Here is a 15721-nt window from a genome sequence, read left to right on the forward strand (position 1 = left end):
GGGGCCCTGTGCGTGGAACGCCGCGTGGATGGGGGCGCAGTTGGCGGGCTGGGCGACGAGCAGCCGGGGGCGGCGCCGGATCTGGCCGGAGGCCAGCAGCTCGGAGAAGCCGATGTCGCAGCCCAGCACGGTGGAGCCGGCGCCGGCCACGGTGACGACATTGTCCGGGGCCGCGAAGCCCAGGTCTTCCCACAGCTCGTACGCGAGGGTCTTGGTGCCCTGCAGAAAGAACGGGTGCCAGTTGTGGCTCGCGTAGTACGTACGCTCCGACCGGCGCAGCGCCTCCGCCGCGGTGGCGTCCCGGTCGCCCGGGACGAGCTCGACCCGCGCCCCGTACGCGCGGCTCTGGAGCACCTTGGCGGGGGAGGTGGCCTCGGGGGCGAGGATCGTGGCCCGGATGCCGGCGGCCGCGCAGTACGCCGCGACGGAGGCGCCGCCGTTGCCGGAGCTGTCCTCGATGACCTCCGGTACGCCCCGCTGCGCCAGGAGGGAGATCATCACGCTGGTGCCGCGGTCCTTGAAGCTGCCGGTGGGGCTGAACCACTCCAGCTTGAAGCGGACCGGGACCTCGCCCCAGACCTTCTCGACCAGCGGGGTGCAGCCCTCGCCGAGCGACACCGGGGCGGCGATGTCCACGGGCAGGGCCGCGCGGTAGCGCCACAGCGAACGGGTGCCGGTGTCCACGTCGTCGCGGGTGATGCCGGGCAGGGGGGAGACGGTCAGCGGGGCGCCGTCGTCGCCGCACCAGCGCGGGTCGGTGAGCGGGTAGCGGGCGCCGGATCGCTCGTCCAGGTAGTGGGGTTCTGCCGCGGGGGCCGGTTCCGGGTGGTTGGATTCAGGGTGCACGTTAGAAATTCTGTTTAGTTGTGGATGATAGGTCAAGGGTGCTCGGTCAGGGGCGGCCGTACACGCGCTCCAGGACCGCCGCCACCCCGTCCTCGTCATGGTCCGGCGCCACCTCGTCCGCGACGGCGATCAGACCCGGGTGTGCGTTGCCCATCGCGACCCCGTACCCGGCCCACTTCAGCATCGGGATGTCGTTCGGCATATCGCCGAAGGCGATCGTGTCCTCGGGCGCGAAGCCCATACGCTCCGCCGCCCGCCCCAGCCCCACGGCCTTGTCCACCCCCGCCGGCAGCACCTCGATCATCCCTTTCTCGGAGTGCGTCACCGACACCTCGTCCCCGCCCGCCAGCGCCGCGGCCGCCGCGACCCGGCCGTCGGGCAGCTCGCGATGGCGCATCAGCACCTTCTCGATCGGCTGTGCCCACAGCTCCTCCCGGCTGCCCACGAGCCCCCAGTCGGGCCGCATCCGGTCGGTGAAGCGCGGCGTGATCACGAAGCGGTTCTCGGGCGCGGCGGTGACCACCGCCAGCTCCAGCGGGCGCCCGCCCAGCTCCTCCTCGGTGCGCTTGACCACCGCCCGCGCCAGGTCCAGGTCCAGCGCCGCGGAGAACAGCAGCCGGTCCGCCGAGGCGTCGTACAGCTGCGCGCCCTGACCGCATACCGCGAGCCCCTGATAGCCGATGGCGACCAGGAACTCCCGGCAGGAGGCGGCCGGTCGGCCGGTGACGACCAGGTGGCGCGCCCCGGCGCGGTCCGCGAGGGCGAGCGCCGCGCGGGTACGGGCCGAGACGGTCAGGTCGGTGCGCAGCAGCGTGCCGTCGAGGTCGGTGGCCACCAGCCGGAAGGGCGGCGGATCGGCGGAGCCCGGGAGCTCGGCGGAGTCCGGGAAGGGTGCGGAGCCCGAGCGGGGCCGTGGCAGCCTGAGTGCGGTGTCCGGTGCCGGCGTGGCGTCAGCGGTGTGCACGTACCGGTGTCCCTTTCGTGTCATTGGGCCCGCAGCGGTGCGCACAGATACGCGCACAGGCACGCGCGCGACGCGGACCGCCGCCCCCGCGCGATGGTCGAGCCGGTGATCGAGCCCCTGAGTGCTGAGCCAGAATGGCGGCTCGGGCGGGTGCGATCAAGCCGCCTTGACAGCCACGCTTCCCTCCGCCACTTGCCGCGGCAGCCGGTAGGAGAGCCTGCCGTACCAGAGCCGCGACAGGGTGAAGCCGAACGACAGGCAGATCATGCCGCCGACGGCGTCCAGCCAGAAGTGGTTGGCCGTCGCCACGATCACCACCAGCGTGGCCGTCGGGTACAGCAGCCCCAGCGCCTTCACCCACACCGGGCGGGCCAGTACGGCGATGGTGACGCCGCACCACAGCGACCAGCCGATGTGCATCGACGGCATCGCCGCGTACTGGTTCGACATATTGGCCAGGTTCCCCGAGGCCATCGACCCCCAGGTGTCGTGCGCCACGACGGTATCGATGAAGTGGCCCCCGGTCATCAGCCGGGGCGGGGCCAGCGGGAAGAAGTAGTAGCCCAGCAGCGCCACGCCGGTGGTCGCGAAGAGCACCAGCCGGGTGGCGGCGTACCGGCCCGGGTGCCAGCGGTAGAGCCACACCAGCACGCCGAGGGTCACGATGAAGTGCAGCGTGGCGTAGTAGTAGTTCATTCCTACGATCAGCCAGCCGACCGAGTTGATCGCGTGGTTGACGCCGTGCTCGAAGGCCATGCCGAGCTGGTGCTCCCACTCCCAGATCCAGTCGGCGTTGCGCAGCGCCTCATGCCGCTGTTCCGGGACGGCGTTGCGGATCAGGGAGTACGTCCAGTAGCTGACGGCGACGAGGACGATCTCGAACCAGAGCCGGGGTCTGCGGGGGGTGCGCAGCCGGTCCAGGAGCCTTTGGGGTGGCGCTGGGCGCGTGCCGGCCTCCGCTTGGCTGCCCTCGATGGGTGACGGAGTGGCCGTCCGGCTTGCCAGAGTCCTCACAGTCGCTTCACCCATAGGGCAACAGTCTGCCAGAAGCGGCCCAGCGGCAGATCGCCCTTCGGTCCGGTCTTGGCGTCTTATGTCCTACTCCGGTCCGCCCTGCATGTGGCGTGGTCCGCCGTACGCCCGGTTATGTCCCGCCTACGTCCCGTCTACGTCCCGCCTATGACCCGCCGCCTCGCGCCCCCGCCCCGTGGGCCGAGGCCGTGGAGCCGCGGACCACCAGTTCCGGGAGGAAGACGAATTCGCTGGGCGGGGCCGGGGTGCCGCCGATCTCCTCCAGCAGGGCCCGCACCGCGGCCTGGCCCATCGACTGCACGGGCTTGCGGATGGTGGTCAGCGGCGGGTCGGTGAAGGCGATCAGCGTCGAGTCGTCGAAGCCGACCACCGAGATGTCCCGCGGTACGGCCAGGCCCTGCTGCCGGGCCGCCCGTATGGCGCCGAGCGCCATCATGTCGCTTGCGCAGACCACTGCCGTGCAGCCGCGTTCGATGAGCGCGCCGGCCGCCGCCTGGCCGCCCTCCAGCGTGTAGAGCGAGTGCTGGATGAGCTCTTCGGACTTCTCGGGCGCGACCCCCAGCTGTTCGTGCATCGCGCGCTGGAAGCCCTCGATCTTCCGCAGTACGGGTACGAACCGCTTGGGGCCGAGCGCCAGCCCGATCCGGGTGTGGCCGAGCGAGGCCAGATGGGTCACCGCCAGCAGCATCGCCGCCCGGTCGTCGGGCGAGATGAACGTCGCCCGCACCTTGGGGGAGTAGCCGTCGACCAGGACGAACGGCACGCCCTGGCGGTGCAGTTGGTCGTAGCGCTGCATATCGGCGCTGGTGTCCGCGTGCAGCCCGGAAACGAAGATGATCCCCGCCACCCCGCGGTCCACCAGCATCTCGGTCAGCTCGTCCTCGGTCGAGCCGCCCGGCGTCTGGGTGGCCAGCACCGGGGTGTAGCCCTGGCGGGTCAGCGCCTGCCCGATCACCTGGGCGAGGGCGGGGAAGATCGGGTTCTCCAGCTCGGGGGTGATCAGGCCCACCAGCCCCGCGCTGCGCTGCCGCAGCCGCACCGGCCGCTCGTATCCGAGCACGTCGAGCGCGGCCAGGACGGATTCGCGGGTGGCCGCCGCCACGCCGGGCTTGCCGTTCAGAACGCGGCTGACGGTGGCTTCGCTGACCCCCGCCTGGGCTGCGATGTCAGCGAGCCGTGCGGTCATGGGGCTGGACTGTACCGGTCGCATGTCAGATTGCCCACCACGCGCAGGAATCGGCGGGAATGCGCACCGTGCCCGCCCCGTACTCCAGCGGGGCCGAGGACAGCAGCGCACGCCCTGGAACGGGCAGTTCCACTTCCTCCCCGAGAGTGTTGAGGGTGCATACGAACCCCGGGCGGGACAGCGCGAGCACCCCTTCGGGTGCGGCCAGCCATTCCATCGGGGCGTCGCCGAGGCCGGGCACCTCCTTGCGCACCGCGAGCGCCGCGCGGTACAGCTCCAGCGTAGAGTCCGGGTCGCCGGTCTGGGCCTCGACCGACAGATCCCGCCAGTCCGCGGGCTGCGGTAGCCAGCTGCCGCCGGGGCCAAAGCCGTACGACTCCCCACCGCGCGACCAGGGGATGGGCACCCGGCAGCCGTCCCGGAAGCCGTCCTGGCCGCTCTCGTGGAAGGTGCGGAAGAAGGCCGGGTCCTGGCGGCAGTCGTCCGGCAGGTCCGTGACCTCCGGAAGCCCCAGCTCCTCGCCCTGGTAGATATACGTCGAACCGGGCAGCGCCAGCATCAGCAGCGCGGCGGCCCGGGCCCGTCGCAGGCCCTGGGCGGGGCTGTCCTCGGTGTAGCGGGTGGGGTGCCGGACCACGTCGTGGTTGGAGAGCACCCAGGTGGTGGGGGCGCCCACGGAGGCGGTCGCGGCCAGCGAGTCGTCGATCACCTCGCGCATCGCCGCCGCGTCCCACGGGCACCTGAGGAACTGGAAGTTGAAGGCCTGATGGAGCTCGTCGGGGCGCACGTACAGCGCCAGCCGCTCGGAGGTGGGGGCCCACGCCTCCGCGACGCCGATGCGCGCCGGACCGTCGTGGGTCTGGCTGTAGGAGTCCAGCAGCCGCCGCCAGGAGCGGTGGATCTCGTGCACCCCGTCCTGGTCGAAGAACGGCAGCACCTGCGCGCCGATCAGCTTGGCCTGTTCGGTGCGGCCGATATCGGGCAGACCCGCGGCCTTGACCATGCCGTGTGCGACATCGATACGGAAGCCGTCCACGCCCAGGTCCAGCCAGAACCGCAGGACGGACGCGAACTCCTCGGCGACCTCGGGGCACTCCCAGTTGAGGTCGGGCTGCTCGGGCGCGAAGAGGTGCAGATACCACTCGCCGGGGGTGCCGTCGGGGCCGGTGGTGCGGGTCCAGGCGGGGCCGCCGAAGACCGACTCCCAGTCGTTGGGGGGCAGCTCGCCGTCGGTGCCCCGGCCCGGGTGGAAGTGGTAGCGCTCGCGGGCCGCCCCCCGAGGCCGGTCCGCGAGCGCCTCCTGGAACCACACGTGCCGATCGGAGGTGTGGTTCGGAACGATGTCCACGATTACTTTCAGGCCCAGCTCATGGGCGGTGCGCACCAGGTCGTCGGCGTCGGAGAGGGTGCCGAACAGCGGGTCGACGGCGCGGTAGTCGGCCACGTCGTAGCCGCCGTCGGCCTGCGGCGAGGCGAAGAACGGGGTCAGCCAGACCGCGTCCACGCCCAGTCGGGCCAGGTGCGGCAGCCGCTCGCGGGCGCCGCGCAGATCCCCGATGCCGTCGCCGTCGCTGTCGGCGAAGGACCGCACGTACACCTGGTAGATGACGGCGTCGCGCCACCAGTCGGGGCCGCCGGTCGGCTGTGCGGTCTCGGTCTGGGGGGAGGTGGTGAGCTCCTGGGTCATGCCGGTGAACGTAACAGCTCTGCAATGCCTTGCGGAAGAGCTTGCAGGGGCTTGCAACGCCTGTCGGGGCGGCTCCGGGGTGGCTCCAGGGTGGTACGGGGCGGCTACGGGGCGCCCGCCGGGGCACTCCGGCGCATGTGTCAACCGCTCGGGCGGCCACCGGAGGGACACGTGAGAGTAACGATCCCGGTCGCTTTCAGAATTTTGCTGCAAGGTCTTTCGATCGATTTGCATCCCTGTTACGTTCCTCGGCAACTCGGCGCCGCGATGGCGCGGCCGGCTTTGGAGGAGTTCAGATGCGACGTGGCATAGCGGCCACTGCGCTCGTCGCGGCGATGGCGCTCGCGGCGACCGCATGCGGCGGTGATGACGGCGGCAGCGGCGGGGGCAACAAGTCGGCCGGGGAGATCTCCGGCACCGTGACCTACTGGGACACCTCGAACGAAGCCGAGAAGGGTACGTACAAGAAGCTCGCCGAGGACTTCAGCAAGAAGTACCCGAAGGTCAAGGTCAACTACGTCAGCGTGCCGTTCGGTGATGCGCTGAAGAACTTCAAGAACGCGGCGGGCAGCGGCGGCTCCGGCGCGCCGGACGTGCTGCGCACCGAGGTCGCCTGGACCCAGGACCTCGCCAACATCGGCTATCTGGCCCCGCTGGACGGCACCGCCGCCCTCGCAGACGAGTCGGACTATCTGCCCAAGGCCGCCGCCGGCACCAAGTTCAAGGGCAAGACGTACGCCGTGCCGCAGGTCATCGACACCCTCGGCCTCTTCTACAACAAGAAGCTGCTGAAGGAGGCCGGCGTCGAGCCGCCGACCAGCTGGACCGAGCTCAAGGCCGCCGCGAAGAAGATCAAGCAGAAGACCGGCAAGACCGGCCTCTACCTGCGCGGCGACGACGCCTACTTCTACCTGCCGTTCATCTACGGCGAGGGCGGCGACCTGCTGGACACCGACGCCAAGAAGATCACCGTCGATGAAGAGCCCGGCGTCAAGGCCTTCGCCACCGCCCGCGACCTGGTCAAGTCCGGTGCGGCGATCACCGACGCCACCGACGGCTGGGACAACATGCAGAACGCCATCAAGAACGGCGACGTCGCGATGACCATCAACGGGCCGTGGGCGATCGAGGACACCCTGGCCGGCAAGGCGTTCAAGGACGACAAGTCCAACCTCGGCGTGGTCCCCGTCCCGGCCGGCAGCAAGGCCCAGGGCGCCCCGCAGGGCGGTCAGAACCTCACCGTCTACGCCGGGTCCAAGAACCTGGACGCCTCCTACGCCTTCGTCAAGTACATGAGCTCGGCCGAGGTCCAGACCAAGACCACCGAGAAGCTGAGCCTGCTGCCGACCCGCACCTCGGTCTACGCGAACAAGACGGTCGCGGCCAACGCCAACGTCAAGTTCTTCAAGGCGGCCGTGGACAAGGCCGTCGAACGCCCCTGGATCCCCGAGGGCAACAGTCTCTTCCAGGCGATCCTGGTCGAGTACCCGAACGTGGTGACCGGCAGGACCTCCCCCGAGAAGGCAGCCAAGTCGGTGGCCGCCGCGTACCGCAAGCTCCTCAAGGGCGACTGGAAGTAGGGACCCGCGACGATGGCTGTCGAGACCGGCCAGTCGGCAGGATCGGCCGCGGGCGCGGAGGGCGCCCGCGGCCGGGTCCGCGAGACCGCCGCAACCCACAGGCCCGGCAAGCCCGGCAAGCCCGGCAAGCCCGGCAAGCCCGGCGAGCCCGGCAGGCCCGGCGAGAAGAGCGGGGTGAACAAGCGGCCCCCGGGCCGGATCCGCAACGCGCTGGGCCGCCACTGGTACGCCTGGGCCATGGTCGCGCCCGTCGTGCTCGTGATCGGCCTGATCATCGGCTATCCGCTGGCGCGCGGCATCTATCTGTCGCTCACCGACGCCAACGAGGCGAACGTCGAGCGCAACATCGGGATGAACCACATCCCCGCGACGTACGACTTCGTCGGCCTGGACAACTTCACCGCGATCCTGAAGGACCCGATCTTCTGGGACCGGCTGGTCTGGACCGTGACCTGGACCGCTGCCTGCGTCGCCCTCACCTTCGCCATCGGCCTCGGCCTGGCCGTCATCCTCAACCGCAGATTCGCCGGCCGCACCCTCTACCGGTCGCTGCTGATCCTGCCCTGGGCCGTGCCCGCCTTCGTCTCGGTCTTCGCCTGGCGCCTGCTCTACAACGAGCGGAACGGCATCCTCAACAAGATCCTGGACGGCGGCGGCATCGACGCCGTGCCCTGGCTGAACGACCCCACCATGGCCAAGGTCTCGGTGATCGCCGTGAACATCTGGCTCGGGGTGCCGTTCATGCTGGTCGCGCTGCTCGGCGGACTGCAGTCCATCCCCGGTGAGCTGTACGAGGCCGCCGAGATGGACGGGGCCGGGCCCTGGCAGCGGTTCCGCCACATCACCCTGCCCGGGCTGCGCTCGGTCAGCTCCACGGTGGTGCTGCTGTCGACCATCTGGACCTTCAACATGTTCCCGGTGATCTTCCTGCTCACCCGCGGCGGACCGGGCGACAGCACCGAGGTCCTGGTGACGTACGCCTACCGCCTCTCGTTCGTGAACAGTCCGCGCGACTTCGCGGGCGCCTCGGCATGGGGCGTGCTCATCCTGCTGATCCTCATGCTTTTCGCGGCGGTCTACCGCCGCGCACTCCGCAAGCAGGGAGAGGTGTGGTGACCATGCGCGACCAACGACGTTCCCCACTGGCCTCGGTCGGGCTGCACGCGACCCTCATCGTCGCCTCCGCCGTCGCGGTCTTCCCGCCGCTGTGGCTGCTGGTGACCTCCTTCAAGCCCAAGAGCGAGGCGTTCTCCACGGATGTGGTGAAGAGCCCGACGCTGGACAACTACCACCACGTCCTCGCCGATACGAAGTTCCTCACCTGGTTCGGCAACTCGCTGTTCGTCGTGCTGATCACCACGCTGCTCGGCGTGTTCGTGGCGGCCACCACCGGATACGCCGTCAGCCGCTTCCGCTTCCCCGGGATGCGCCCCCTGATGTGGCTGCTGCTGATCACCCAGATGTTCCCGGTGGCCATCCTCATCGTCCCGCTCTACAACATCATGTCGACGCTGGGCTGGCTCAACCAGCCGATAGCCCTCATCGTCACCTACCTCACCGTCGCCGTGCCGTTCTGCGCCTGGATGATGAAGGGCTTCTTCGACACCATCCCGGTGGAGATCGACGAATCCGGCCGGGTCGACGGGCTCAACCCCTTCGGCACCTTCTGGCGTCTTGTGGTGCCGCTGGCCAAACCGGGCCTTGCGGTGACCGCGTTCTACACCTTCATCACGGCCTGGGCGGAAGTCGCGTACGCCTCCGCCTTCATGACGGGAGAGGAGAACCTGACCCTCTCCGCCGGGCTCCAGACCTTCGTCAACCAGTACACCTCGGACTGGGGCTCCATGACCGCGGCCGCCGTCCTGATCGCCATCCCGGCGACGCTGGTGTTCTCCTGGGCCCAGCGTCACCTGGTCGCCGGGCTCACCGCCGGGGCGACCAAGTCCTGACGCCGGGCCGTCGTGATGACTCGGCTACCGGGGGCCGACGGGCGACGGCACGGCGTGCGGGGGCAGTATCTGCTCCGTCCAGATGCACTTGCCCGTCGCCGTGAAACGAGTGCCCCACCGCTGGGACAGCGCCGCGACCAGTTGCAGTCCGCGTCCGCCCTCGTCGGTGTCGGCCGCGCGGCGGATACGAGGGGTGGTGAGGCTGCCGTCCGAGACTTCGCAGATCAGTGTCCGGCCGTAGAGCAGGCGCAGCCGTATGGGGCCTTTGGCATGCCGGACGACATTGCCGACCAGCTCGCTGACCAGTAGTTCTGTCGTCATCGACAGCTCGTCGAGATTCCACCTGGACAGTTGGTCCGTGACCCGGCGGCGGGCTTCGGCGGCGGCGATGGGGCCGTCCGGGAGGCTCCAGGAGACGACCTGGTCACAGGGCAGCGACCATGCACGGGCGATCAGCAGAGCGGCGTCGTCCTGGGTCTCGGACTGCTCTGGCAACAGCGCGCCGACGACGGCCTCGCACACGCGGTCGGGTGGCTCCGAGGGGGGTGTGGCGGCACGGGTGAGGGCCTGGGCGAGGCGGGCCATGCCCTCATCGATATCGACGGTGGAGGATTCGACCAGGCCGTCGGTGTAGAGCACGAGGAGGCTGCCGTCGGGAAGGTGGACCTCATGGGTCTCGAAGGGCGGGATCGCGGCGCCGAGCGGCGGGTCGGGGACGACGTCGGGGAAGTGGGTGGTGCCGTCGGGGTCGACGATGGCGGGCGGCGGGTGCCCGGCGCTCGCGAAGACGCAGACGTTGGTGGTGGGGTCGTAGACCGTGTAGAGGCAGGTGGCGTAGAAGTCGTCGCCGAGATCTCCGACGAGGTCGTTGAGGTGGGTGAGCAGTTCGTCGGGTGGGAGTTCGAGGTCGGCGAGAGTGTGGACGGCCGTACGCAGCCGGCCCATCGTCGCGGCCTCGGCCAGCCCATGGCCCATGACGTCGCCGATGACGAGGGCGACCCGCTCACCGGACAGTGGGATGAGGTCGTACCAGTCGCCGCCGACCTGCATGCCTTCGGCGGCAGGCAGATAGCAGGCGGCCGCGGTGACGGCCGGCACGACGGGCAGGGTACGAGGCAGCAGGCCGCGCTGCAGCTGCTGTGCGCGGGTGTGCTCGGCGTCGAAGAGACGGGCCCGCTCCAGCGCCTGGGCGACCAGTCCGCTCAGCGCGATGAGCAGGGAGCGCTCCTCCTCCGAGAAGTGGCGTGGTCGGCTGAATGCCACCGCGCAGTAGCCGATCTGCTGGTCGGAGGCGATCAGGGGGAGAAAGGCCCACGCTCGCATCCCGCTTTTGTAGAGGTACCCGACGGCGTCCGGGTGCTGTTCGGCGTACTCCTGCGGACTGGACAGGAAGCTCGGGGAGCGGGAGTTGAGCACACGGACGATGGCTGACATGTCCGTCACCATCAGCTTATGGATGATCTCGAGGAAGTGATCCGGGTACCCGGCCGAACCGACCATCCGCCACTGCCCGTTTTCGACGATCTGGCAGATCAGGCCGGTCGCGCCGAAAGGCGGAAGCATGCGATCGGCGACCGCCTTCACGACGTCCCGGACGGTCAGCGCCTCGGCAAGGGCCGAGGTGAGCTCTCCCATGAGGGTGACGCGCTCCGCCACGGTGCGCTCGGCCGCTACCCGCTCGGCTTGCCGCTCCCGGCGTTCGCTGATGTCGATGATGTGGATGACCAGGCCGTCGGGGACCGGGTCGAGGCGTACGTGGTACCAGCCGGCCTTCCCGGGCCACCGGGTGTCGAAGCCGACCGGTGCCCGGGTGGCCACGGCCCGTCTGTGGGAGGCGGCCATCTTGGTCCGGCGGATCACCGGGTGGCCCCACAGCTCGGCTCCCGGCACCTCCTCCGCGGAGGATCCCAGCAGCCTCAGGGCCGTCGCGTTGGCGAAGGTGAGCCGTTCGTCGCGATCAAGAATGAGGAGGCCGTCGTTCATCTGCCACATGGCACTGCCGACGGCGTGGCCGCCGGGCGGCTCCCTCGCGTGTCCGGTGTCCGCGGCGGCAGGTCGGGCGGGCCTCAGCTGCCCGGCGACCCAGTCGGCCACCAACCGCAGGAAAACGCACTGGGCATCGCTGAGGTCACCAGGCGCGTCCGCCAGTATGGACAGCGCGCCCACCGTTTTCCCCTCGGCCGTGACCACCGGCACGGAGGTCATACCGCTGCCGCGCGGAAGCTCGTCGACGCCGGGGTCGAGGCCTGTGGCGAAGGAGCCGCCGGGGGACGGCGCAGACGGCCGGTGCAGGTCGCCGGGCGGAGGAGATGTCCGGATGTGGGTGCCGTATCGCAGACATGACGCGGGGATCGCGCTGTCCTCCTCCGCGAGGACTTTCCACCCCGCCACCAGGGAATCGGGGAGCCCGACGCTGGCCAACAGGCGGAGCCCGCCGTGGTCCGCATCGCGCACATGGATCATGCCCCCGAGGGCGCCGAGCTCGGCGACCACCTGGCCGAGGGCAAGCGACAGGGACCCGGTGCCACTCAGGTTGTCCTCCGTGGAGCCCAGGAGTCGAAGCCGCGTCCGCGCCGACCGACTGAGCCGGGCGTCCGCGATGTTTGGGCGTTGCTCATCCAGACCCATGGCGTCCCCTGCGTCGCCTCGGGAATTCGATGCCGGGATCGCCGGCCGCTGACGTCCCTTATGTGCCGAATATAGCTCTTGTTGCGGAGAGAGAGTCCCGCCAGTGGGCGCGGCAGGGAAGCCGTCGCCGGGCGTGCGGACTCACCTGCCGCTGTGACCGGATGCGATCAGGTCCGCCGCTCGCTCGCCGATGACGACGCAGGGGGCCATGGTGTTGCCGCTGGTGACACGGGGCATGATCGAGCCGTCCGCGATGCGCAGGCCCTCGACGCCGTAGACCCTCAGGGAGCTGTCGACCACGGACATCTCGTCGCGCCCCATCTTCGCGGTGCAGGTCTCGTGGAAGTACGAGCCGGCCGCGTTGCGGACGAAGGCCTCGAGTCGGTCGCCGCTCAGCGGGCCTGGCATGACCTCGCGCTTGACGAAAGGCTTCACCTCTGGGGAATTGCCGATTTCCCGGCAGAGTCCCACGCAGTACTCAAGTGCCTTCACATCCACTCCGGCGCTCAGGAAATTGGCGTCTATCTGCGGGGCCGCCAGAGGATTCGCGCTGGTCAGGCGCACGGATCCACGGCTGGCGGGCCGGGCGAGCCCGGGGGCGAGTGTCCAGGCGGAATCGGCTCCGGAGGGAACGTCGTACTGGGTGGCCAGGACCTCGCTGGCGAGCGGGAGCTCGTCGAGCACCGGCATCAGGTCGGGGCCGGGCAGCGGCGGGTCGCTCTTGGTGAAGAAGGCGAACTCGGCGGCGTTGTTCCGGGGAGCCTCGGGGACCTGGTATTCCCAGATGCAGCCGGCGAGCAGGATGTGGTCCTGGAGGTTCTTCCCGACGCCGGGCAGGTGCACGACGCCCGGGATGCCGAGCGCGGCGAGTTCGGCCTGGTCTCCGATGCCGGAGAGCATCAGCAGCTTCGGCGTGTTGATGGCACCGAGAGAGAGGACCACCTCCTCCCTGGCCCGGACGCTCCGCGTATGGCCCCGCTGAATGAACTCCACTCCGGTCGCCCGGCTCCCCGACAGCTCCAGCCTGGTCACTTCGGCGCACAACACGATGTCGAGGTTGGGACGGCCCATGACCGGGTGGAGGTAGGTGGCGGCCACCGAGACCCTGGCATTGCCCCGGCCGACCAGCAGGTTGGGACAGCCGCAGCCGCCGTCGGACTCCATCGGATCGGCGTTGAGGTCGGCGACCGCGGGGATGCCCCTCCCGGATGCCGCCTCGACCAGCGCCGACGCGAGCGGGACGGGGTTCTCCGGGAGGGCGACACGCAGGGGGCCGCCGGTGCCGCGGCGGGGGTCGGCCGGGCCGGTCCAGTCCTCGACCCGCCGGTAGATGTCGAGGACGGACGCATAGGACCAGCCGGGGTCGCCGGACTCCTCGGCCCAGAAGTCGAAGTCGTTGCGGTGGCCCCGGGCCCAGACAGAGGCGTTGATGCTGGAGCCGCCGCCCAGCACCTTGCCCATCGGCAGTGGAGGCGTACGACCGTTGAGGGAGGACGACGGCTGGGCGTGGTAGCCCCAGTCGCGCTCGCTGCCGATATTGGACATCCACAGGGTGCAGTCGACGACGGACGGCACCCGGTCGCTTCCGCCGGCCTCCAGCAGGAGAACGCTCGCTTCGGGGTTGTCCGACAGGCGCCGCGCGACGACGGAACCTGAGGTCCCTCCGCCGCAGACGATGAAATCGTAGGCGGGGCGGATGGCGTCGGTGACGATCTCCCGGTCCACGGTGACGGGGCTGGTGTGTGCCATGGGCGTGAGCTGTTCTTTCAGACGCTCTCTCGCACCCAGCGTAACGCGACGCATGATCCCGATGACCGGCCCGACCGGCCGGGCGCGTGGGCCCGTCGCCGGGCCCCGGCCGGCCGGACCGGAGAGCGGGCCGACCGTAACACCGCCGCAATAACTTGCGTAAGGTCTTGCAACGAGAAAATGCCGGGAGTACGGTCCGGTGACCGACAAGGAGCCGACCCCTCTGACTCCTCGCCGCAAGAACATTCAACGGCCTTACGGGCACGGCGCGTTGCCGCACGAGGCTCGATCGTCTTCCGCAGTCCCCCCACAAGCAGGAGGAACGATGGCCAGCAGACCCCTCGCGGCCGCCCTCGCCCTCGCGGCGGGCGCGGCGATGCTGATAGCCCTGCCGGGGCAGGCGCAGGCCGCGCCGCCCGGCGACAAGGACGTCACCGCCGAACTCTTCGAGTGGACCTACGCCTCGGTGGCCAAGGAGTGCACCAGCACACTGGGACCGGCCGGTTACGGCTATGTCGAGGTGTCCCCGGCGACCGAGCACATCCAAGGCGGCCAGTGGTGGACCTCGTACCAGCCCGTCAGCTACAAGATCGCCGGACGGCTCGGTGACCGCACCGCCTTCAAGAACATGATCGACACCTGCCATGCGGCGGGCGTCAAGGTCGTCGCCGACGCCGTCATCAACCACATGTCCGCCGGGTCCGGCACCGGCACCGGCGGCTCCTCGTACACCAAGTACACCTACCCGGGCATCTACCAGTCCCAGGACATGGACGACTGCACCGCGCAGATCAGCAACTACCAGGACCGCTGGAACGTCCAGCGCTGTGAGCTGGTGGGCCTGGCGGACCTGGACACCGGCGAGTCGTATGTGCGCGACCGGATCGCCCAGTATCTGAACGACCTGCTCTCACTCGGCGTGGACGGCTTCCGGATCGACGCGGCCAAGCACATGGCGGCCGAGGACCTGGCCGCGATCAAGAGCAAGCTGAGCAACCCGAACGTCTACTGGAAGCAGGAGGCCATCTACGGCGCGGGCGAGGCCGTCTCGCCGACGGAGTACCTGGGCAACGGCGACGTGCAGGAATTCCGCTACGGCCGCGACCTCAAGCGCGTCTTCACCAGCGAGAAGCTGGCCTACCTCAACAATTTCGGCGAGGGCTGGGGCTATATGGCCTCGGGCAAATCCGGTGTCTTCGTCGACAACTGGGACACCGAGCGCAATGGCTCCACCCTGTCCTATAAGGACAACGCCAACTACACCCTCGCCAATGTCTTCATGCTGGCCTGGCCGTACGGCTCCCCGGACGTCCACTCCGGCTATGAGTTCTCCGACAATGACGCCGGGCCGCCGAACGGAGGCACGGTGAACGCCTGCTGGCAGGACGGCTGGAAATGCCAGCACAAATGGCCCGAGATCATCAAAATGGTCGCCTTCCGCAATACGGCGCGCGGTGCGACCGTCACCAACTGGTGGGACAACGGCAACAACGCCATCGCCTTTGGACGCGGTGAGAAGGCGTACGTCGCCATCAACCACGAGGACACCTCGCTGACCCGGACCTTCCAGACCTCGCTGCCCGCGGGCGGCTACTGCGATGTGCAGAGCGGCAGGAGCGTCACGGTCGACTCCTCCGGACAGTTCACCGCGACCCTCGGCGCGAACACGGCGGTGGCCCTGCACGTGGGCGCGCGGTCCTGCGGCTGAGTTCCTGGCGTCGGTGGGAGCCGCACATCGGTGGATGTGCGGCTCCTTCGCCGTTACGCCGTTACGCCGTTACGCGGGCTTGGTGCGGGAGAACTGGTCCGTGGTGCCGTCGGTCCAGCTGAGGGAGAGAGTCTGGCCGCTGACCCGGGCCGTGCCGTTCAGGGTCTTGCCGGCGCAGGAGAAGGAGGCGGCCATGGAGGACGTGAGGGTCCCGGGGCAGGTCTTGTCGGGGCCGGTCAGGGCCATGGACGTGCCGTTGATCCGCAAGGTGAGCAGATTGCCGTTCGCGTCCCGCATCCGGAAGTACCACGTGCCCTGGGCGCTCGCCAACTGACCGGAGGTGGTGGGCGGGGCGGCGCTCGTACGGCTCGGGACCGGGGCCTTGGTGGGGG

Annotated in this window: 11 protein-coding genes and 1 pseudogene; 4 read left to right on the forward strand and 8 right to left on the reverse strand. The window is 69.7% G+C overall.

Features of this window, described 5'->3' with window-relative positions:
• The 5 genes from CCN51_RS31225 to CCN51_RS31245 all read right to left on the reverse strand — a co-directional run.
• Positions 1-792, reverse strand: a 792-nt coding sequence (locus tag CCN51_RS31225; protein ID WP_245881714.1) for a threonine synthase, incomplete at its 3' end; no start/stop codon positions are given.
• A gap of 100 nt (positions 793-892) precedes the next feature.
• The gene (locus CCN51_RS31230) at positions 893-1810 is read right to left on the reverse strand and encodes an HAD family hydrolase (RefSeq protein WP_014180297.1); all 918 of its coding nucleotides are present in this window, start codon (positions 1808-1810) and stop codon (positions 893-895) included.
• A gap of 156 nt (positions 1811-1966) precedes the next feature.
• On the reverse strand, positions 1967-2839 hold the full coding sequence (locus CCN51_RS31235; protein ID WP_043487763.1) for a phosphatase PAP2 family protein: 873 nt from the start codon (positions 2837-2839) through the stop codon (positions 1967-1969).
• A 148-nt stretch (positions 2840-2987) separates the two neighbouring features.
• Complete coding sequence (locus CCN51_RS31240) at positions 2988-4028, reverse strand: LacI family DNA-binding transcriptional regulator (protein ID WP_014180299.1); 1041 nt, start codon at positions 4026-4028, stop codon at positions 2988-2990.
• A 25-nt stretch (positions 4029-4053) separates the two neighbouring features.
• Positions 4054-5715 carry a glycoside hydrolase family 13 protein gene (locus tag CCN51_RS31245; protein WP_014180300.1) on the reverse strand — a complete coding sequence of 554 codons (1662 nt, stop codon included), beginning with the start codon at positions 5713-5715 and terminating at the stop codon, positions 4054-4056.
• Positions 5716-6011: 296 nt separating this feature from the next.
• Between CCN51_RS31245 and CCN51_RS31250 the strand changes: the two genes are divergently transcribed.
• Genes CCN51_RS31250 through CCN51_RS31260 form a run of 3 tightly spaced genes read left to right on the forward strand, consistent with a single transcriptional unit; the run spans position 6012 to position 9244 of the window.
• On the forward strand, positions 6012-7295 hold the full coding sequence (locus CCN51_RS31250; protein WP_014180301.1) for an extracellular solute-binding protein: 1284 nt from the start codon (positions 6012-6014) through the stop codon (positions 7293-7295).
• Between the two features lie 12 nt (positions 7296-7307).
• Positions 7308-8411, forward strand: coding sequence for a carbohydrate ABC transporter permease (locus CCN51_RS31255; RefSeq protein WP_086860364.1), 1104 nt, complete (start codon positions 7308-7310; stop codon positions 8409-8411).
• A gap of 2 nt (positions 8412-8413) precedes the next feature.
• Positions 8414-9244 (forward strand): sugar ABC transporter permease, encoded by an 831-nt coding sequence (locus CCN51_RS31260; protein ID WP_179285041.1) that lies wholly within the window; start codon positions 8414-8416, stop codon positions 9242-9244.
• Between the two features lie 24 nt (positions 9245-9268).
• Here the strand turns inward: CCN51_RS31260 and CCN51_RS31265 are convergent, their stop codons facing one another.
• Both CCN51_RS31265 and CCN51_RS31270 read right to left on the reverse strand, forming a co-directional pair.
• Positions 9269-11872 (reverse strand): SpoIIE family protein phosphatase, encoded by a 2604-nt coding sequence (locus tag CCN51_RS31265; RefSeq protein ID WP_014180304.1) that lies wholly within the window; start codon positions 11870-11872, stop codon positions 9269-9271.
• A 141-nt stretch (positions 11873-12013) separates the two neighbouring features.
• Positions 12014-13621: a GMC family oxidoreductase gene (locus CCN51_RS31270; protein ID WP_014180305.1), complete on the reverse strand. Its 1608-nt coding sequence runs from the start codon at positions 13619-13621 to the stop codon at positions 12014-12016.
• Between the two features lie 325 nt (positions 13622-13946).
• On the opposite strand from CCN51_RS31270, the pseudogene CCN51_RS31275 reads away from it, so the two are divergent.
• Positions 13947-15326 (forward strand): annotated as a pseudogene (locus tag CCN51_RS31275) (alpha-amylase); the annotation flags it as partial.
• A 72-nt stretch (positions 15327-15398) separates the two neighbouring features.
• Here CCN51_RS31275 and CCN51_RS55190 read toward each other — a convergent pair.
• On the reverse strand, positions 15399-15721 hold a 323-nt coding region (locus CCN51_RS55190; protein ID WP_211303272.1), incomplete at its 5' end, for a hypothetical protein.

Origin of the sequence: Streptomyces milbemycinicus, assembly GCF_002154605.1 — a bacterium.
In the GTDB taxonomy this organism is placed as follows: Bacteria; Actinomycetota; Actinomycetes; order Streptomycetales; family Streptomycetaceae; genus Streptomyces; species Streptomyces milbemycinicus.